17 protein-coding genes and 1 pseudogene are annotated in these 21000 nt (G+C 35.1%); 5 read left to right on the plus strand and 13 right to left on the minus strand.

The features are described 5' to 3' along the window. The gene (locus J7I90_RS22865) at positions 1-1752 is read right to left on the minus strand and encodes an AAA family ATPase (RefSeq protein ID WP_214773894.1); all 1752 of its coding nucleotides are present in this window, start codon (positions 1750-1752) and stop codon (positions 1-3) included. A gap of 611 nt (positions 1753-2363) precedes the next feature. Between J7I90_RS22865 and J7I90_RS22870 the strand changes: the two are divergent. Then, positions 2364-3465 (plus strand): annotated as a pseudogene (locus J7I90_RS22870) (IS3 family transposase). A gap of 145 nt (positions 3466-3610) precedes the next feature. On the opposite strand, the gene J7I90_RS22875 reads toward J7I90_RS22870, so the two are convergent. From J7I90_RS22875 to J7I90_RS22885, 3 genes are all read right to left on the minus strand, one after another. Continuing rightward, positions 3611-3931 (minus strand): helix-turn-helix domain-containing protein, encoded by a 321-nt coding sequence (locus J7I90_RS22875; RefSeq protein WP_251025432.1) that lies wholly within the window; start codon positions 3929-3931, stop codon positions 3611-3613. A 903-nt stretch (positions 3932-4834) separates the two neighbouring features. After that, entirely contained in the window at positions 4835-5647 is an 813-nt protein-coding gene (locus tag J7I90_RS22880; protein ID WP_214773895.1) for a ribosomal-processing cysteine protease Prp, read from the minus strand. After that, positions 5637-6170, minus strand: coding sequence for a hypothetical protein (locus tag J7I90_RS22885; RefSeq protein ID WP_214773896.1), 534 nt, complete (start codon positions 6168-6170; stop codon positions 5637-5639). Before J7I90_RS22885 ends, J7I90_RS22880 begins: the two co-directional genes overlap by 11 nt. A gap of 154 nt (positions 6171-6324) precedes the next feature. Between J7I90_RS22885 and J7I90_RS22890 the strand changes: the two genes are divergently transcribed. After that, positions 6325-6498, plus strand: a complete 174-nt coding sequence (locus tag J7I90_RS22890; RefSeq protein WP_311315223.1) for a JAB domain-containing protein — start codon at positions 6325-6327, stop codon at positions 6496-6498. 1563 nt (positions 6499-8061) lie between these two features. Here J7I90_RS22890 and J7I90_RS22895 read toward each other — a convergent pair. From J7I90_RS22895 to J7I90_RS22910, 4 genes are all read right to left on the minus strand, one after another. Further along, positions 8062-8409, minus strand: a complete 348-nt coding sequence (locus J7I90_RS22895; protein WP_214773897.1) for a hypothetical protein — start codon at positions 8407-8409, stop codon at positions 8062-8064. Further along, the gene (locus J7I90_RS22900; RefSeq protein WP_214773898.1) at positions 8378-8668 is read right to left on the minus strand and encodes a hypothetical protein; all 291 of its coding nucleotides are present in this window, start codon (positions 8666-8668) and stop codon (positions 8378-8380) included. Before J7I90_RS22900 ends, J7I90_RS22895 begins: the two co-directional genes overlap by 32 nt. A gap of 575 nt (positions 8669-9243) precedes the next feature. Then, entirely contained in the window at positions 9244-10656 is a 1413-nt protein-coding gene (locus J7I90_RS22905; RefSeq protein WP_214773899.1) for a DHA2 family efflux MFS transporter permease subunit, read from the minus strand. Between the two features lie 667 nt (positions 10657-11323). Continuing rightward, complete coding sequence (locus J7I90_RS22910) at positions 11324-12088, minus strand: hypothetical protein (RefSeq protein WP_214773900.1); 765 nt, start codon at positions 12086-12088, stop codon at positions 11324-11326. Positions 12089-12486: 398 nt separating this feature from the next. On the opposite strand from J7I90_RS22910, the gene J7I90_RS22915 reads away from it, so the two are divergent. Then, positions 12487-13173, plus strand: a complete 687-nt coding sequence (locus tag J7I90_RS22915; RefSeq protein ID WP_214773935.1) for an ArsR/SmtB family transcription factor — start codon at positions 12487-12489, stop codon at positions 13171-13173. An 86-nt stretch (positions 13174-13259) separates the two neighbouring features. Here the strand turns inward: J7I90_RS22915 and J7I90_RS22920 are convergent, their stop codons facing one another. Together J7I90_RS22920 and gloA2 are read right to left on the minus strand one after the other, a co-directional pair. After that, positions 13260-14144, minus strand: coding sequence for a DMT family transporter (locus J7I90_RS22920; protein WP_214773901.1), 885 nt, complete (start codon positions 14142-14144; stop codon positions 13260-13262). Positions 14145-14410: 266 nt separating this feature from the next. Next, the gene (gloA2, locus tag J7I90_RS22925) at positions 14411-14797 is read right to left on the minus strand and encodes an SMU1112c/YaeR family gloxylase I-like metalloprotein (protein ID WP_214773902.1); all 387 of its coding nucleotides are present in this window, start codon (positions 14795-14797) and stop codon (positions 14411-14413) included. A gap of 417 nt (positions 14798-15214) precedes the next feature. On the opposite strand from gloA2, the gene J7I90_RS22930 reads away from it, so the two are divergent. Continuing rightward, entirely contained in the window at positions 15215-15376 is a 162-nt protein-coding gene (locus J7I90_RS22930) for a hypothetical protein (RefSeq protein WP_214773903.1), read from the plus strand. 59 nt (positions 15377-15435) lie between these two features. Here J7I90_RS22930 and J7I90_RS22935 read toward each other — a convergent pair whose 3' ends face one another. Continuing rightward, positions 15436-15594: a hypothetical protein gene (locus J7I90_RS22935; protein WP_214773904.1), complete on the minus strand. Its 159-nt coding sequence runs from the start codon at positions 15592-15594 to the stop codon at positions 15436-15438. A gap of 554 nt (positions 15595-16148) precedes the next feature. On the opposite strand from J7I90_RS22935, the gene J7I90_RS22940 reads away from it, so the two are divergent. Continuing rightward, positions 16149-16625 carry a DinB family protein gene (locus tag J7I90_RS22940; protein ID WP_214773936.1) on the plus strand — a complete coding sequence of 159 codons (477 nt, stop codon included), beginning with the start codon at positions 16149-16151 and terminating at the stop codon, positions 16623-16625. A gap of 761 nt (positions 16626-17386) precedes the next feature. Here the strand turns inward: J7I90_RS22940 and J7I90_RS22945 are convergent. Beyond that, complete coding sequence (locus tag J7I90_RS22945; RefSeq protein ID WP_214773905.1) at positions 17387-17809, minus strand: hypothetical protein; 423 nt, start codon at positions 17807-17809, stop codon at positions 17387-17389. A 1164-nt stretch (positions 17810-18973) separates the two neighbouring features. Next, positions 18974-20176: a C40 family peptidase gene (locus tag J7I90_RS22955; protein ID WP_214773906.1), complete on the minus strand. Its 1203-nt coding sequence runs from the start codon at positions 20174-20176 to the stop codon at positions 18974-18976. Between the last annotated feature and the right edge of the window lie 824 nt (positions 20177-21000).

The raw sequence follows: 21000 nt of genomic DNA on the forward strand, positions 1-21000 counted from the left end.
TTATAAAAGCTTCTCAAGATCTACATCATCACTTTCAATAGTCATTAGTTCCTTCTTATTTGGTTTTTGTAAGGATACAATACGACTTGATTGGAAGGAAGTTACTTTTTCATAAGTATTCCGAACGAAACGGCCATTACCGAACTGTTTATCTCTAGATTGATATTTTATTTGGAATAGTTCACTTAGTTTAAATAATGCCTCTTCTGTTGTTTCGTATTGACCATGTTTACACATTAATTTTAGTATTTCTATCATCTCATCTGGGGAATAATCTTTAAATTCTATATAGGTAGGAAATCTTGATTCTAAACCTGGGTTTGACGAAATAAATTCTTGCATATTGTCTGTATACCCGGCAACAATCACAATAAGATCATCTTTATAATCTTCCATTCTTTTTAATAAGACATCAATAGCTTGTTTACCAAAATCATTAGCTCCGCCCTCGGCTAATGCATAGGCTTCATCAATAAATAAAACGCCACCCAATGCGCTTTGTATTATTTTCTCAGTTTTTTCTTCTGTATCACCTATAAAACGGCCAATAAAACCAGCCCTATCCATTTCAATCATATGTCCTTTTGATAAAACTCCAAGAGAAGCATATATTCTTGCTATTAAGCGTGCAACCGTTGTTTTACCGGTTCCAGGATTTCCTGTAAACACTAGATGCCGGCTCCTAGGTTGAACTTTTAGCCCAGCTTTTTCACGTAATTGAGCTGCCTTAATTTCCTTAACTAGATTTCCCACTTCAGTTTTTACATCAGGTAAACCGATCATTTCCTCTAACTCGTCTATGGGGTCCGTCAGTAATGATGGATCTTTTTTTGTGCTATTAAGTTTTATATTAAACTGTTGGCTTGCATTACTATTATAATTGGCACTATTTAACACAGAGTTTTTAGCACTTTTAGGTTTGTAACTAAATTGATTTGTTCTACCAGTTGAATTTAAATGAGGTTCGTCTGATTTTAATGTTTTAATTAAACTTTTAAAGTTTATTGTAAGTGATAGGATATAGACTATTGTAACTAACAAAGAGAAAGTTAATAACCATTGATTCCCGTTCCAGTGATTAAAAGCTTGAAGTGAGTCAGAGTAGGTATAAATTACATCTCTTTTCTTATGTGCAAAATAAAAGGCATAAAATAATACGGAGGTTATCCCAGCCAAAAAGCTGTTTATTTTAGCTTTATTACCCTCATTATTAACAACATATTCTGAGGACTTCATAAGATATAAAAAAGCGAAGAAAAAGATAATAGCGGAAAATAAGTTCCAGTAACCAATTAACGTATAGTACTCTTCTAACCAATTAATTAAATTAAAACTTAAAGTAATGGAAAAGAAAAATGCCAAAATGAATGGTCTTACTAGATGACTAATCCTTTTATAGTCAACCATAAAGATAATAAAAGCAGTCGCTCCGGGAGCATATACTAATTCTCCAAATTGAATATTTGACATGGTTCGAAACATAATTAATGAATATCCAATTGATAAAGAAATAATAGCAGCATCTAATAGTTCTAAATAAGGTACCTTCTTAATAATGGATAATAGAATATAGGATATGAAAATAGATAACATGCCATTTAAAATATCTTGTGCAGGAGTAAATATATTTGGATAAAAATAAGGTAAACAAAATCTAAATTGCAACCCTATAAATAATGCTAAAAACCATGAAGGTGCATGATAAAAATCTCTAAGTCTTAATTTTTGTTTTATTGCTAACAGTGCGTTCATTCTTGTTTCCTCCTCTAGAAGTAAAGTTGTTATGTAATAGGGAAATAGGGAAAAAGGTTCTAATATTTATTTTTTCCAATTTAACTATAATTTAACACAGCTTATCTATCATAATACCCACTGATTTTTTTGACAATACTATATTAAAAGTCCTATATATAATGGTCTAGTATTTAAGGTTATCAATAACTAATGGGAATAGTTCTCAACAATTATATACCTTTCAATTCTGATCTCTCATAAACTTCTTAATTTTTAAAATCATATCTAAAACAAAAGCACCCAAGAATCATACTTAGGTCCTTTTGATAAAATAATTTTGAAGTAACAGTTCGGGTGGGGTTTGATTGACTATGGTCAATTGTGCTTGTCACGATGTATGTGGGCGAAACTACTTAATGCCGATCCATTTGATGAGATTCTGGACATAAACACCAACTTTAACTGATACTCCCTTATTTCTTCATCAAAGGGCAACCATTTTTTAATATAGCTAAGTTAAAACCCCATTCATTGTCCTTATTCCATATAATTGAATCGTCTACACTTATCTGGACAGAAGTTTAAAGGGAAGATACACTTAACTCACTACAGATAAGGGAGCACTCAAAATGACCAAGCGAGAACGCCATACGTTCACTTCCGAATTTAAACAACAGATCATTCAACTCTACCAAAAGGGGAAAAACCGAAAGGCTCTTATTGAAGAATATGAACTTACTCCTTCTTCTTTGGACCGGTGGATACAACAGAGTGAAAGCACAGGTTCTTTCAAAGAAAAAGATAACCGTTCTCCTGAGGAACAAGAACTTATTAAACTACGAAAAGAACTGAAGAAGTTACAGATGGAGAATGATATTTTAAAGCAAGCCGTGCTGATACTAGGACGAAAGTAAATGTTAAACGGAACAAAGATAAATACTCGGTATCAGCAATGTGTGGCGTCCTTGAGCTTTCACGGAGCATCTATTACTACGAAGCAAAAGAACGAACCTCAGAAGACGATGTCACAAACGCCATTTTTTTGATAAAAACCGTAAGGCGTACGGAACACGTAAGATAAGGTTGAATTAAAGAAAAGAGGCCTTACGGTCTCCAGAAGGCGAATTGGCCGAATCATGAAAGAACAGGGGCTTTTTTCCTCTTATACAATCGCTCAGTACAAACCGCAAAAGACCTCATGTAACGAATCAGTCCAGGCAAACGAATTAAATCGGGAATTTATACAAAAAGAAGAGAAAAAAGAAGTGGTAAGCGATTTATCATATGTCAAAAATAAATGGCATTACATATGTGTCTTTGTCGATCTCTTTAATCGTGAAATTATTGGATTTAGCGCAGGACTAACAAGGATGCGAAGCTTGTGGCAAGAGCGTTTGCATCTATCAAAGGGAACCTCCGTGATATTCAACTCTTCCTCAAAGATTGAGGGAATGAATTTAAAAACAAGCTGATTGACGAAACGTTAACCATATTTGAGATTGGTCGTTCACTAAGTATGAAAGGTTGCCCTTATGATAACGCTGTCGCGGAAGCGACCTTTAAAATCATTAAGACTGAGTTCGCCAATCAAACAACCTTCACAAGCTTAGATCAGCTAACACTCCAATTTGGAGACTATGTGAACTGGTTTAATAAGCTGCGAAAACAGGAACTTTAGGCTACGTAAGCCCTCTAGAGTTTAAGAAGTTATCCCTTAAAAAAGTTGTTTGATTTAGTGTTGACAATCCAAATACGTAATTCAGGCACCTTGCCTGAACGGAATTTTTGAAACAAGACAATATCTTGACTAGAATGATAATAATCAAATCGTTTTGGGCGTTAGGATGCAGATAGCTTTAGTAATCCAGCCGCCTCTTCATAGCCGTTTCAGATATGACATAAATCGTTCGCTTATCTCCAAAGATACTACCTCTGCTTTTATAACCCCCTCTTGTATATACTTATAGACACTTTGAACATACATTCCTAGTTTGTTTGCAAATTCAGTAGGCCTCATACCCGTAGGGTGTGAGTTCTTTTCATTCACAAATTGATCTACTTTCTCTTTTTCATACCGCGCCTCTCTATGAATTCGATGGGAATCCGCAATTTTAATAATTTTCTTTTGCTTGGCATAATGATAGACCGTTGCTTTGGAGACCCCCAGTAAATCGGCCACCTCTTGTTGTATATACATCCCCCCCTCCCTTACAGGGAAAATATCCTATGTGGTTGATAAGTGTCGCTTGTCCTGTTTACAATCCTAAGCAGGAGAAGACTAAAAAGGCTGCGGAACTGCTAGGTGAATGCAAGACCAAATATCGTGAAAAGGATTAATTGAAAAAGGAGAAAATTTTCTAGTCTTCTCCTTTCGTATGTGTGTAGAAATAAAAGTACACAATCTAAGCTTCTATCGCTTGGTAAGGCTAAATAAATGGTAGCTAAATCTCTGTAATAATTGCTAAAAATAGCTCTTTACATTAGGTTTATATTATATGTTATTTAATCTTAAAAATGAGTATTACAAAAGGAGCCTTAAAGCCCTACTCTATTATATATAGTCTGTTAAAAGCATTGATACTTATAGTTTTCTTATTGCAACTGTTCATTATCGTTCCGTTAGTCCAACGTTAATGAACAGTTGCAATCATATTATTAGAAACTACTATCTTAGTAACTTAGTTTATATATGGAAAATGGCGTAACTTTTGGAGCTACATAGCCGTCTCAAAAAAAATTATCAAATTCAATTTGCCGGCAAGGGATGACTTCAGTCCTACTTGTTGATTACCAAGCGTTCGATGAAGCGTTAAGTTCGTAGATTAATGGATTTGGGTCACTTTTCATATTGAAAACCGGCTCTTTTTTGTATTCAGATTTCTTAACGTTGAAAATCCGCGTTTTGCTGGCGGTACCCCATATACCGATAAAGTGCATTTCTTTACATTGTCTATTCTTTCAAGTACCTGCTTATTTGTTCTTGAATCACCGATACATTATATTATACGCTAAGTAATTCAATCAATAAAAGTCAGATTTCTTTTCGCTAAAGAAATGACTTTTTAGTTTTTCTTTTGTTACACCCTAGCCTTATTTATAACTAACTTTTAATTTCTAAATGAATACGGTGATCAAGACCTTTACTTTTCATCTCTCCAATTACCATTGCTATTTGAACTTCCATTGCATCCAATAGCGTATTAACCTTTTCATCAGCATTTTCGATATCTGGAATAATAAATCTTATAAAAGCAGGCCCACTCTCCAAAATATTAGCCTGTATATTAGTTAGTGCTATTATAGAATTAAAAGTTCCAATAAAAATTTGTGAAAAAACTGCATTGTAAATGTCAAAACCTTTTGGTGCAAGATTTAAATATCCACTTACTTGAAACCCATAAATTTGTTTAAATTGATTTTTATAAATAATAATATGCAAACCATCAGTCGAATGTATTCTTTCTATCGGAATCATTTCTTTCAATCCTTTTTTTATAACTGCAAAATAGGGGCTAATTCTCCCTATAATAACCATAAATAAAAAATCAATTTCCATACGTGAATGTTTCAACATATTTTTAAGGAGGATCTTATCGTCCCTTGAAGGAGTGGGAATATCCTCTGGGTGTGTATGCCATTCACCAAGATATATCCTTTCACAATTTGATTCTTTCCATGCTTCTTCAACAATCTTTTGAGCTTTTTTAACGTTTCTAACAAAATAAAAACGCCCAGATTTATCTTCTATAGAAGGTTCTGATATTTGGTCAATAATAATTATATCATTATAAACCTTACCTAATAAAATGCCTCCTGACTCATATTGTGTGTGATTGTATTGCTTATATTTGTCAAAAAACTTTATAACCTCTTCGGTAAATGCAATATATTTGTCTCCATACTTATATATCATTCTTTTCTGCACTTTCTTTATAAGTTTTTAAATAATTGTAGCGTGTTGAAAAATCAGTTGCACCCGCCCAGCGAGGTTCTAAGTATCTTTTATTTTTTCGTTGCTCTGTTAAATTACCTAGCCATGTAAACGTAATATTATCCTTCCTATCTTTTTCCCATTGTTGGCAAATAAATAACAATACATCAGTAGTAAATTTCTTTAATTCTAAAGCACCATACGGAACATAGGATGTGCTACAGCCCAGTTCTTTTTTTGTATATTGATTTCCATTTTTAAGTACTTGATATTTATACTTCCCTTTATCGAATAGCGAACTTATATTGATCCCACCGGTAGATTCAATCCATATTGCATGTCCAGCTGCCAAATAAGGTTCTACCCAAATATTTAATACTGGTGGAGTCATAACTCCTTTCAATTGTAGTTCATTAATTCTTTGCTCAATTGGTGCATTACTTATAGCAGATATTATTAAGTCATATGAATTTAATCCTTCTGGATATAACGTTAAAAATGACATAATGTCTTCAGTACATACATGAATTTGACTAGTAGGATAATGCCTGCTTAAATTTTTTTTAATCGCTTCCGTCTTTTTTTAATGACACAAAATCTTAAGTCTCTTATTCACGTTCATATCAAATTCCCATTTTTAGTATCATACATATATAAAAGTGGTAGATCATAACCATCTTTCATATGATCCTAAGCACTTAAATGAGGACATCCAAGTTACTAAACGACTTGCAGAAGCCGGAAAGTACCTAGCAATTGAAGTTCTTGATAGCTTGGTAGTAACTAATAATCCTAATAATTATATCTCTTTGAAAGAAAAGGGTTATCTATAAAAACAAACTTGCAGGAGAGAGGAAATCTTTCTTTTGACCAATAAAAACGTTTAAAGAAAATCTGGAAGTAATAGTAATGAAAAAAGAAGCACAGAAAAAGCAGTTAATGGATTTGCAAGTGTTACACCGGAGGAAGGTTACGCCCTGGTACTGAACTATTAAGGATTCATTGTTTGGAAAACTTTGAGGTTCCTGATCTAAAAATACAAAAAAAGAAAAATCTCTCGATTTGATGTTAATTTAGATGATTTCTTATAAGGTAGTGGTTAATAAATGGATAACGCGTCAGATTTTAAGTCTCATTTTCCTTCGGAAATTAGCAAAGATTTAAAGTCGTATCATTAATTATGCTTTGCTTCATAGTAGGTATTTCTATGTTAAAAGAATGAAAACAAGCTTGCAACCTGGTTACTGCACTCATTGTAAATCTAATTATATTGTAGAGTCAGATAAAAATTAAAAGCACAAAGAGGTTTGGAAATGTGAGAAATATACTTACAAAATCGTTTGGCCGGGGTAGAGGGAAAATGATTGATACGTATGAAAAGTCACTTGTGAATCCCTAACGATTACAGCGACTGGATACTATATATCAATTGATTATAGAGAAGATATGAGTGGAGAAACTTCTATACTACCAGTGACATGCTACCTTTTTGAGAATGGAAAAGCAACAATGGTGTACAGGACCCCTATATATCGGGAATTTCTGAAAATGGAGTTGTAAAGTATGAAAACGGTTTGAATTTCACGAGAAAGCCTTAGTTCATTAAGAACAATGATCTCATACTAATTGCAGAATTTGCCCAATAAAAAATAATAAGCCATTTCAATAACTTTTTTGATATGGTCCATTTGCTTCTATTTTAACTTTCTTACTAAGATACTTATTAAATCTAAAAAAATTCTGGTAATATACTTACCATCTTATTCATTATTTCATTAATCAGAATTCGACATTAAAAAAGCCGAGTTTCCCTACTCTAAGCAACATCGGCTTTGATATATTACATTAATTCCATTATAATACAAGTTTATTTTTTCTTCGATTCCTCCCATATTTATTTTATTATCGACGATAATTTTTACTCAACCCAATTACTAATTCCTTCTTGTTCAGCAAAATGTGTAATTTTTTCCAACAATTCGATAGGTAATTCAAAATAGTTTTTCTATTGGGACTTCGCAATATCAAAGTATCAGCATCGTGATGCATTTCTCCATTAGTTAAATACGGTAATATATCAGCAATACAAAACACCTCAGATATTAATGGCTTTTCCCCTGTCCTAACGTAGAGTAAGACAGTTTCATTTTGTTCTCTAACTCGAATGTTTTCTACTCCCCATATTTTCAAATAAATAGTCAATGAAGGGATAAAATACTACTTCGTTTTTTGGTACCTGAATCTCAACATAGCCTTTATAATCCAAAGTAGACTGGTGGATCGAGTATGATGGCTTTAAAGTATAAGTTTTCATTCCTTCTTCATACGTCAACCACTTTTGGATATTGGGTAGGTAAAAAACCAAATACATTTTCTTCATTACGAACCACACGTGCCTATGATATTTTGGACGAATGAATCCTTTGATACAAAGCAATGTCATTTTTTGAATCATAATATTCATATCTTTTTGGACGCTGAGTGAAAGTTGGTTTGAGTGACTTCTCTGCTTCCTGAAAGGCTGTTTCCGAAATTACATTCGTGATTCTTTCATCCCCATAAGGGACGGCCTCAGCTTTTATGGAACCATCTTGAATATACTTATAAACACTTTGTACAGAACTCCAATTTCTTTGCAACCTCATTGGGACAGTAGGGAAAGATTGCTTTTCTACTAACCGATCCACTTCCGCTTTTTCATAACGGGCCTCTTTATGTAATCGATGTGGGTCCAAAATTTTCATGATTTTCTTCTGCTTTCCGCAATAGTAGACCGTTGCCTTGGATCTCACCTAATAAATTCGCTACTTCCTTTTGTGTATACCATTCCACTTTATCCCCCTCCCATCCTTCTTGATTATTCGTTACTGTTATGGGAACATCCCGTTGTTTCCCATTTGTCAATTCCTCATGATACAAGACTGCTTCTACCTGGCCAAATTTCACACGATATTGGAGACGTAGGTGTTCAATCACTTCCAAAATCACGCCATCATTTCTCACTTAAATTGAGTGGATGTCTATCAGATTATGAAGAGTCTGGGCCATGAGCAGCTTTCCACTTCAGAGATATATTTGGAGAAAGTTTTTGAAAAAGAACGCCATGCGAATCATTTGTGGTTTGGGGAGTATATATAGAAGAATATCTTCATATCCAGCGGGGTTTTTGTGATTTTTGGCGCGCTCTCAAAAGATTCAGTTTCGAAAATGGCTTAAAGATTAAGGATTTGAAAAATAGTCCAGATTTAATATAAGATATATTAACACTTACATTTAATTCTTGTATGTTTTCTTCTTTTTATAAAGAAAGAAAATGAAAAAAGGAGGGAGAACAAATCATCTGGATGACTTGTTCTCCCTCCTTTTTAGAATCCCTTAGATAGGCATGACACTTCATTTATCCGTACAAACATTCAAAATGAAACCTGAGAATAAGCGGGTATTGGCGAGAAACTGAGGAAGTTCAATAAGGTGAGGAGCCTGGCGACGAAAAAAAGGAGATATAGTTTAAAAGAATCACAAGTAGATGAAATCTATATTGTGATTCTTTTCAAGCTTAAAAACTCATATTCAAATTTTTAATTCTTCTCCCCGAACTCTTTTCCTGCTGATCTTTGATCCTTTATTTTAAAAGAAATGAGGAAGCTAATTAACGAAAGTACAGCGATGACGATAAATGAGATTTGCGCGCCATACATATCAGGATGGACTATCTCGGGACGCTGCTGAGCATTTTCGGTAGCTGATGTCATCACAGTAACAAGGATTGCCGTACCTACAGATGCGGCAATCATTTTCATCGTATTATCCATTGCTGCACCATGGGCGATTAACCGTTTAGGCAGCTGGTTTAAGGCGGCCGTTGAAACAGGCATCATAACCATGGCTAATCCGAACATCCGTATACTGTACATGACCATTATAAATGTAAAACTTGTCGAAGGACCAACATCCATAAAAGTAAAGGATGAAGCGGTTATGAGAAGTAATCCGCCAATAACCAACCACCTGGCCCCCACCCGGTCAAAAATACGTCCAATGAACGGTGACATTATTCCGGTAATAAGTGCTCCAGGAAGTATGGCTAATCCAGCTTCAAATGCAGTAAATCCTCGCATGTTTTGCATATATAGCGGGATGAGCGTTTCGGCACCTATCAGACCCATAAAGGTAATGGCTCCAATAATGATAGCAATCGGGAATAATGAATACGTGAACACACGGAACTCCAGCATCGGATGCTTCAATCGCAATTGCCTGTTGATGAACCAAACAAGTGAAATTGTCCCAATGCCTAGGGATATGATGGTACTCTCGTCTGTCCAGCCATAATTACCAGCTGCTGTAAAACCATACAATAATCCACCGAAACCTACGGAAGATAAAACAATCGAAAGCACATCCACTTTTGGCCGTGTAACTTCTGTTACATTTTTTAAAGCGAAGAATGCAACTATGATATCAATAATAGCAATTGGAAGAATGATAAAGAATAACACCCTCCATGAGTAGGTCTCCGTAACCCAGCCAGATAAAGCGGGACCAATAGCCGGCGCGAAGGAAATGACCAGCCCGACCAGTCCCATGGCTGCACCCCGTTTATGAACAGGGAAAATCATTAGGAAGACTGTTTGCATTAACGGGAGCATAATTCCGGCTCCGCTCGACTGGATCATCCTTCCTAGCAGCAGCATTCCAAAATTAGGAGCTAGCCCCGCAACCAATGTACCAATAGCAAAAATCCCCATCGCGGAAAGGAAGAGCTGTCTGGTGGTAAAGCGCTCCAGTAAAAACGCGCTAACAGGGATCATGATCCCATTAACCAGCATAAAAACGGTTGTTAGCCACTGTGCACTATTTGCCGTAACACTCATTTCCTCCATTACAGGAGGAATGGCGGTAATCATTAATGTTTGATTCAAGATCGCAATGAATGTGCCCGCAAGCAAAAGAGCAACAATTGTTGACTGTTTACTTTTTGTTGAACTCAATTATGGTCCCCCTTTACGTTTTGGAAAAAAACATACTTTTGTAGATTACACGAATTTACATCAGATTTCCAGTAATTTGCTGTTAAAAATAAAAGCAATAAAGTCGGCAGTAAATCATTACTTCCCCTACAATTAAAAGGGGATTTTGTTTGAATAACAAGCTGCAATTGATGTCCTTATTGGCTTATTTAAGGAAGTACTATTGAGCCAGGCACATTATCACTCCCTTTTAAGAGCAGATCAAATAGCGGCAACAGACATCAAAACAACCTTATCAAGTGATCGACTTTTATTGCATAAAGAGCACTATTAACTGGCTATAACAAATAATCACCATTGCAAGTATATTTCCGCGTTTTGATACCGTAGTCCATATGTTCTAAAAGCGAATGATACTTTTTAAATTTTGTTCAGCAATCTACAGTATGTTTTTCCGCCATATCCATAGTTAATATAGAAGATAGTCGTCATATTCAAAGTAGTTTTGCTGTATTTTGGGCTCTATTGAATGGCGCTCTCTTAAAGGATCCAAACATGGTAAGAACTTTTTGGATAGAAACCCCTTGTGGAAGCGATTACCCTATAATTTCCTGTTATTTTAACTCTACTATTTCATTCTTTAAAAAGTTCAAATCTTTTTTCCTCCTGCAAATAAAAAGCACCCAATTTAATGGATGCTTAGATTTCCTTTCTTTCGTAATCTTATTTCAAATTTATCACTGAAAAATTCGCTTGCATTAAAAATAGTACTGATGTCTGAAATATCCCCTATGTTCACAATTAAGGCTTCGTCAACTTCTTGATCTGTGAGAACTATGCGATATTCATATTGATTTTCAAAGTATTTATCTTTCCAAAAATAAATATCAGTCCCTTGATTTTTATAAGAGTTCATCCTTGCTGAGGAATTGATGTTATAATCATCATATTTTACCAAGCCCCCTCTGTAAGCATAACCTTTTTCATTGAGTGTTCTAGTAATTCTGTCAATGAATTGCGATGGGGTAACAAAAATTAAGCTATCTCCGAACTCCCTGATCATTTTATCGATTTGTTCATTAGGTAAATCAAATTTGGTATAGTAATACTTTTCATCCTCGTTAACCACTTTTAACATATCGCCAATAATGGCAAACATACAATATAATGGTCTTTTTTCATTTATATTTTTTCTGAAATTCAATTTTTTAGTTCGCCCCGACATTATTAATTCATTGGTATCTTGAGTAAAGAAATTCATTGTTAATTCCGTAAAAACATGTGCTGCTTCAAATTTGTCTCCTACACCTTTTTCTCCTGAAGCACTTTCTATATCAATATACTTTTTGAAATTATTCATATATAAATCTCCAGACAAAAAACTTTCCACAAAAGGTGTGAACTTTATAAATCCAAAAACTTGGCCTTTAAATCCAACGTCTGACATTTTCATACTCTTCTTTCCCTCCTATTTAACTACTAAATTCACAAAAGGGACTATTCACCGGTATTTATTCCAAGACTATTATGAACGGTTACTATTAGTGAACATGTAAAAATGTATGCCTAGTTTACAAAGAATATACTTCAGTAAAAAACGCTTATCCAAGGGGATACAGTCTTTCTTCTTTACAGTCTTCTTTTTAACCTAGAAAAAATAGAAATACCGCTTTTATTGTAGGGTCCAATATCCTTTTTCAAATTTAATTAAAGCAGGAATCGTGAATATACCGAATATCACTTGGGCAGCGGTACTGTATAATGGAAGGATAAGTTTACCTATTTTTAATAATATATTAATTGGCGTTCAGCTTATTAACTAATCTATCGGCAGAAAGGTTGGTAACTACTTTGAGTATAAATCCAAATATGGCGGAGATAGCCTCCCTACTTGGGGAAACGTCACGTGCAACAATACTAACAAGTCTGCTGGATGGGCGTTTTCATACGGCAGGTGAATTAGCATTGATGGCTGTAATAACACCTCAAACGGCCAGCTTTCACCTTGCTAAATTAGGGGAAGGAAACCTTGTTATAGTTGAAAAACACGGACGACATCGCTATTATCAGCTAGCAAATGGAGAAATTGCGCACATTTTGGAATCGTTTCTTGCCATTTCCCCACCTCCTGAAGTTCGGTCGTTAAAGCAATCAAGTCAAGTCAAAATGCTCCAAGAAGCCAGAACTTGCTATGATCATTTGGCAGGAAAGCTAGGAGTCCAATTAACTGAATCGATGTTGAAAGCCGGATATATGAAAAAAGAAGAGCGGGAGTTTACAGTTACACCCAAAGGAGATCATTTTTTTTCTGAATTCGGCATCGATTTACTTGATTTAAGAAGAAAACGCCGTTCATTTTCCCACTCATGTTTAGACTGGAGTGAACGACATCATCATCTTGGCGGAGCTTTAGGGAATGGACTTCTTACACATTTTTTCGATTTAGGCTGGATAATCCGTGTTCCATCTATTCGCGCAGTAAAAGTCACACTTAAAGGGAAAGAAGGATTTAAAGAAGTTTTTTGTATAGAGGTATAATTAATAATCCCTCATGGTAAGAATCTTTTATTTTTCACCATGAGGGGCTTTCTGTCTTTAACGGCTTACAACAATCCATGCGATTACTATAAAGCTCTTTTAACTAATTTATTTTCCTTTTGGAAATTGCTATTTACAAGATAGATGCCAATGATGATAAACAGTCCGCCAATTAGGAGTGACGTGTATATCTGCTCACCTAATAGTGCCCACCCTGATAAAACACCGAAGAAAGGTGCCAAAAATAAAAAGGCACTTGTTTTTCCGGGATCACTCTTTTGTAAAAGGTAATACCAAACAGCAAATTGCACGATCGATGACATGATACTTAACCATAATAAAATGAACAACGAATTGCCATTCAGTATGAAAAATGGTTTTTCAAGAATAAAGCTGCCAAGTAAAAGCAGGAAACCGCCAAAAAGCATCTGATAGGCAGATAAAACCCATGTATCGTAAATCGCCCCCCATTTTTTCGCCAATAAAGTGGAAATCGCCCAGAAAACAGCAGAAAGAATGCCGAAAAGAATACCAACCTTAAATTCAAGTTGCGCTCCCATCGTTATAATTACTCCAACTAATCCTAATGAAACTCCAATCCATTGATATAGTTTATAGCGTGTTTGTGAAAAGATCGTACCGAATACAACAACAAGTAACGGGTTCGTGAATGTAAGAATGGAGGATTCACTTGCTGTAATCGTGCGTAAACTCAGGAAAATGCAGCCCATTACTCCGGCTGTTTGAAAAGTGCCGATAATGAGCATTTTAATCCAATCCCCTCTAGAGTTTGGATGCGGTCTTTTTAAAAAGTTTACGATCATCACCATTATGAGCCCTGCAAGTGTGAAGCGTAATGCTGCTAATAATAATGGGGATGAATACGGTAGACCAAGTTTAACTACTGCAAAAGAAGAACCCATCAAAAATGTCGTTAAAAGTATCAACACTGTAAATTTGTAAACATTCATTTTTTTATCTCCTGACATATTTAAATGACCGATCTACCGATATTATAGCTGGCGATTATTTCAGCTATTATCGAAATATGGAATACAAGTGGAGATAAATTTATAGTATTGACATATCATAGAGAACCTTCATAGTTTAATTGGCATAAGTAACCTCTTTAAATCATCGTATTCATTTTTGAAATCAACTAAAAAAAGAAATACCCTCAAGTTTTCCCCTCTCCCTATCAAACTTCATGCTTTATAGCCCTCTAAGCTTGTAATTCCTATTTTTCATATATTTCAAGAGGCAAATCATCCGGATCACTAAAAAAAGTGAACCTTTTTCCTGTTATCTCATCAACACGGATAGGTTCGACTGGAATGTTCTCTTTTTCTAAATCTTCAATCGCTTGATTAATATCTTCCACTTCAAAAGCAAGATGTCTAAGGCCCCTAGCTTCAGGATAACTAGGTCGATTTGGGCTATCGGGAAATGAGAACAATTCCAGCTGATATTCCCCTCCGACGATTAAGTCCAATTTATACGATTTCCTTTCTGACCGATATGTTTCCTTCTCGATATCACACCCTAAAATATTCACATAGAAGTTTTTTGATTTTTCATAATCGGAACAAATTATTGCTACATGATGTATTTTATTTACTTTCATTTGCTTCCTCCTTAAAAACATTGGTTATTTTCATCTGATTTTACCAAAGTTATACATTAATAAAAACATAGATTTAAGTGCTTCCCTCGGACTTTACTGCACGATACTGGTATATGCATTTCCCTTTCACAGGTCCACCATTTAGATTAATTGCAGAATTAGAAAAATTATATTTTAATCATGGAAAATGCCAAGGCCATACTGTTTGATTAATATTATTGCTAATGTCATATAAAAAAATAAAAAGCCCTGTTAGCTGAAATTCAGTAACATCAGGCTTTCAAGATCTAACCGATAGAGTTTTTGCACTTGTGGTATATACCCTTTCGAACAAACTTTTATAAATCCTAATACCCACTTTATCCTGCATTGATTTCAAACTATTTTACAGCAGGAATTGTTTGTGGATATTCAGTCATGAAATTTCCCTTACCCGATTTCAAGATCATAATAGCGAGAAAACAAACGACTCCGAATGAAACCAATAACCAAACAGCTCCATTAAACGATCCATCGAAAGCGGCTATGACAAAACCAATCGTTAAAGGAGCGATGAAGCCCCACCAATTGCATCTCTAAATTGACCACCCCAATGTTGAACCTCCATTGGGTGCAGTTCACTTCGGGTATGCTTTTCTTTACCAGTTTTCCGTTTTATCTAATAATTGATCAATATCAAATGCATCGAGATGAAATGGAATTGACTCTTCGGCAAGTTCTTCAGTAGCAAAAAGCAATTGGTCAATATCTATTATAGGCAAGAACAATTCCCCTCCCTTTAACTTTACCTCAAACATTACTTCTAATAGGTAATTCTTTTGAGGGTATCATAACTACATTTATTTATTCGGTAGTTCACAGGAAGACAACGCTCTTTGTCTCCACAATCTCTCCAGAACTAGCTCCAAAAAGCAGATTTTGTTCTAAGGAAGAACAAAGTACCAAGCTAAAGGTTTAATAGCCTTGAATGGTGGTTAAGCCAAAAAGCATGAGTACTTCACCATAGTTCTATATGTAAATATTCATACACCAGAATACATTTCTAATAATTTCCATTATACCGCAAATGAAACTGTATAATTTTACAGTTGTATAACAATTATCATTTAGCATTTAACTTGTATTTATCGAATTTTCATTTAAGTCCAAAAAACCTTATGGGACTTTTTATTTTTGTAAGAATGCTAATAATATAGTTCTATAAGTAAAGCGATTTTTAATAAAAGATCGCTCCCTAATGTGGAACAAGAACCGGTTAAAATAAAGATAAGTTCAGGAAATTTATACCATATTCTTTTCCGGTTTTAACTGGTATAATATGGATGATTTTGTAAGTGAGAGGGGAGAAAAGATGAATCAACTTATATTTAAGCAATTTGAGATGACGAGGGAATATTTCATCAAGAATGTAGAGTCCATTTCCATGGAACTAAAAGATGTGCAGCCAGATGGCTTTAATAACACAATTCATTGGCATACTGGTCACGTTTTGACAATTACAGAACAAACTATGTTTGGTTTCCCGAATGTAACAACCCATCTTCCCACGAATTATATAAAGTTGTTTGGGAATGGCACAAAACCAGCTGATTGGACAGGGAATATACATATACCTGCTATGGATCAGCTGGTTGTGCAGTTGAAAGATCAATTAACTCGTTTAAAGCAAATCCCTCCTGAACAGCTAGATCAAGATTTGGATACACCATTCTTAGGATGTAACACTGTTGGAGAACTTGCAGGTTTAACATTAATGCATGAAGCGACTCATATGGGGCAAATTCAGGCAGTGAAGCGTATGATTGAGCATGTAAGTCTTAAAAACTGAATTTAATAACAAAGTGTTATATTAAGCTGAAAAAACCAGTCTAATAAAACTGGTTTTTTCTTCTGTTATATTTTATACCTCATTAGTCTACACACAACAAACCATTCCTTCTTTAACAACCTTAATCTACCTATTTTTATTAAGCTATTCTGCCCCATAGCTATGATTTATCTTAATGGGGTTTTCTATTATGTCAAAAAACAATCAACTGCAAAAACAAATAGACACTCAACTATCTGTAGGTGGCCCAGCAAATCTAGCTTCAAACTCATAAAAAAACAGATAGTATCATACAGTTCTCAAGCTCAACAACAAATGAAGAAAGCAGATCAACAAGAAGAAACTCCAATAGAAAAACACAATATAAGAGATTATGATAGGGCATGGGAAGATGACCGCCATTAATAGGGGGCATCTTCCTTTAATTTTTTTGACTCAAGTCCTTCATTTACTTTCACTAAAAAGGAGATGCCGATCAGCTCCTGATAATGAAGTAAAGCACCTCTCAGCCATCCATTAAGCGCAAAAATCAGCGCTCCACTACAGAGAATGAAAATCGCGGGAAATCGCTACTCATTCTATGGCTGGGTGAGTAAGGCGATGAACTATGGTACCAATAGAGCCCATTCGTTAGTCTGACTCCAACGGCCTCGGTGCATCACAGACTAGCTCACCTCGACAATAAACCCATGAGCTAGCCTGTTTTGACCCTGATTATGTAGATGTACAAGAGTTCCCAGATTATCCTCTGGGGTTATTGTTTACTTTAAGATATCCAATCCAACTTTAAAGAATGAGTTTAACCCATAAGCCACTGATTGAACCGTATTTGCATTATCCAATAGTGACTGTTTATTCTCCCCAGTTGGATTCTCTTTTGCACGTATGAATGAGGCTTCCAGAGCTGACAACTTTTGTTTCAACTCATTGATTTGCTCTTGGACTGAACCCTTAATTGCAGTAGCTTCCCTGAAGCACTGTTTACCTTTTGGACTAATCGTTGCTCTGCTTATCTTCCCGGTTGTACTCTTTTTGATAGCTATGAGTTTCTTGTTCGCAAGTATCACTAACTCAGCCCTTACCACTTCAAGATTTTTATCGTACTTTTGAGCAATTTTACTTACACATCTTTCTCTATTGCATTCCTCAAGGAAAGAAAGTATTTGCTTTTGTAGATGATTCATATTGGTTTCTCCTCTTAAGTTTGTTTCCATTTGCAAGAATTATAAAGTTTCTTTCTACCGTTTCTTTAAAGTTTGCATACCATAAAACCCCAAAACACATATATTGTTTTTTCGTATTTTCTCTTACAAAAAACATCTTTAATTTATCACAGAAACCACAGAATCTAATATAATACTACAGAAACTAACAAATATTTTTTAAATATTCAATTAATCGCACAAAAATTGGAAGTATACACATTCATAACGTAAGGGAAAGAACGAGACAAGCATTGTTTAAGGATATAAAGACAAGAGGATCATGCTGGAAGTATTAGGCACCAACTCGAAGAGTAATAAAAACAGCTGCTATGTTAACCGAAATCGATGAATATCGTAAAAAGGATCTAAGATCATTTCACCAAGAAAAGCTGGTGGCAGAGATTACGAAAGTAATTTAAAATTCCCATATGGGTTATACCAAGATAAAATTCTGGCACCCGCTAAGAAAACAGGTTTTTTCTGAAGTATATATCAATTAGGGTTTTCCATCCTTTTCCCAAACAATGTTAGCTCGGATTTTGAAGATATATCATCTATAAATTCTTCTTCACGATTTCTATATCCCTTTTCCGTCTGAAGTAAAAAGTCATTCCACCTTGTGAAATCATATTTCCACTCAAATGCTTTACTTTCGGATAATTGATTTACCGTTTCATCTCCAAGGCTTTTTACACTTTTAAATCTTTCGATTAATCTTTAAATATTCGTTTCCAATATCATAGTCAGCCCTTCCAAAAATATTATTTTCTTAAAATTGACTTGAAATTTTTACCACAACCATTAAAATAAAGTTTTCTTCAACTAACTGCCCATTTAGTTCATTAAGAAAAACCGAAATCAGGTCATTTCGGTTTTTCTTTTTTATATACAGTACAACTTTTTTTCTAATCCACAATTTCGATTCTTATCGCAGTTAAAACATCTATTAAAAACCGATAATACTTAACAACTTTCATTTTCTTTTCATTTGTATATTGCTCAAAACTTTTGCCCTTTTTAAGCAATTAAAAACCCCCAAGATAGTAGTTGTAACATCGTTTGATCATGATTTGTTATACTGCCTACCTTAAGGGGATAATATGACTAAAAAAATTCAAATAGTCTAACTCTCTCGTGTCTATCTTAGTCCATATTATTGATTTGAACTTGCCCAAAACTTTCGAACTTCTTATTAAAATAACTTGAAGTAAGGTCAGAAATATGAACACCAGTATTCCTTGTTGTATGAATAAAGCGACCATCCCCTAGATAAATACCGACATGGGTTATCTCTTGACTTAAGTCTGTATCGCTAAAAAATACTAAGTCCCCTGCCTTGGGATCTCTGAGTTTCGGCAGCAAGGAATAGTAGTCCGCTGCCGAACCCCGTTTAAGGGAAATGCCCTGCTCCTTCATGGCCCAATAGATAAAACCACTGCAATCCATTCCAATCATCGGATCATATTCTCCGAAAACATAGGTAAATCCACGTAGAGTATAAGCATACTTTATGACATCATAAGCTCTATCATAAGAAGCCTCTTGATTTGCATAAAATGGATACAAGGGACTGCTGTATATTTGAAGATACTGTCCCTGCATCAAGCTATCAGTTGGTAACGCGTTACGCTTTTTGATTGTATCCACCGATACACCGTAATTATCCGAGATACTTTTAAGTGTTTCATTATTTTGAACGACATGCTCTCCTTTTGGTGTATACGTTTTATACTCGGCTTGGTATTGTGCAAAATATTTTTCTATGGTAGATCTCACCTGAACTGTCTCCGCTCCGTATCCAGAATTAACGAACTGATTCCCCCCCAGATAGATCCCAGCGGTCACGACTTTTGAACTCCCCTTTTCCAGAAAAAATATAACATCTCCAGCCTTAGGAGTATTTGTATCCATTCCTTGCTTATAATAGCCTTCAACTGACAAACGGTCGATAGGCACCTTTTGCCGGGAGAGTACCCAGTGAATCAATCCGCTAGAATCAAACCCTTTGATAGGTGTCTCTTCTCCAGCCGTTTTTTTAAATCCTGTAAATGATTTCGCATAATTCGCAATTTGTTTCCCTCTCTCTGACCACTGATAGTTCGAAGGAGTATAAGCAGTCTGAATGGTTAACTCCTGGCCAATATATAACTTACCATCCGGTAAACCATTCATATCCATTAATTGCTCTGTCGATATATCATAGATTGCTGCAATCGATTCTACCGTTTCTTGAGAGGATACAGTATGCACTGGATCTGCTGCTTCAACTTTTAAGCCAGATAAAAAAGTAAAACTAGCGATGCCTAGTAATAAAAACAACATACTACCTAATATTCTTTTCGCCATTTAACCCTTCCTTTAACATACAGATTTTGTTCCTTCCTAATGAAATTCTATAAAATATCAACTGTATAACTTTAACATAAAAATACTATTAATTGGATTCACTTCTACTTTCATCATTGAACTAACCTTCTCTTTTGTTTATACTTTTTGCGATATTAATATAAGGCCATTTTGTAAAAAAATGCCCCTTTGTAGGAGTGTCTTTTACGAAATACGCTATTAAGCTAATTATAGGATCAACAATAAGAATGATATGACGTGAAATACAAAAAGCTCAGTTCCGAAGTAAGAAAGAACTGAGTTCAGACTGTAGACGAACTCGATGAAGAACAAGTTTGTCTCCATTTTATTTAGGTTTATAAAACCTTGAACGTCGCTTGGAACATAGGGCACTCGTTTTTCGCGGGCGGTCCGCCCTCGGTGCTTTTGCGCCTGTGGGGTCTCCCTCGACGTGCTTGTCCCGCAGGAGTCTCCCACATACGCTCCAATCAACTCTGTTTTGAATTTTAGATAAAACCCCCTTTTTTCCCCGGACGTATATAAATTTATATAGAGAATATCTATAAAGCGACCGATCTAGATCGTAATCAAATTATCCATTTGGCCTTTTTTATCGCTGCACATTCAAAAAGAGTATAAATGTATCCTCCATAAACATAAAAATTACTGAATTCCCTCTCCCCTGCAACTGCTGTATCGTTTCTTCTTCCAAGGAAATGTTTTTAACATTCCCTTGGATTTTTTCTTTATATGCAAAAAAAAGAGCCCTCCAGCAAAGTTGAGTAATCTAACACCACTCATCTTCCTGAAGAAGCTCTATTTTA

This window comes from Bacillus sp. ISL-57 (assembly GCF_018613135.1).
GTDB classification, from domain to species: Bacteria; Bacillota; Bacilli; order Bacillales; family DSM-1321; genus Peribacillus; species Peribacillus frigoritolerans.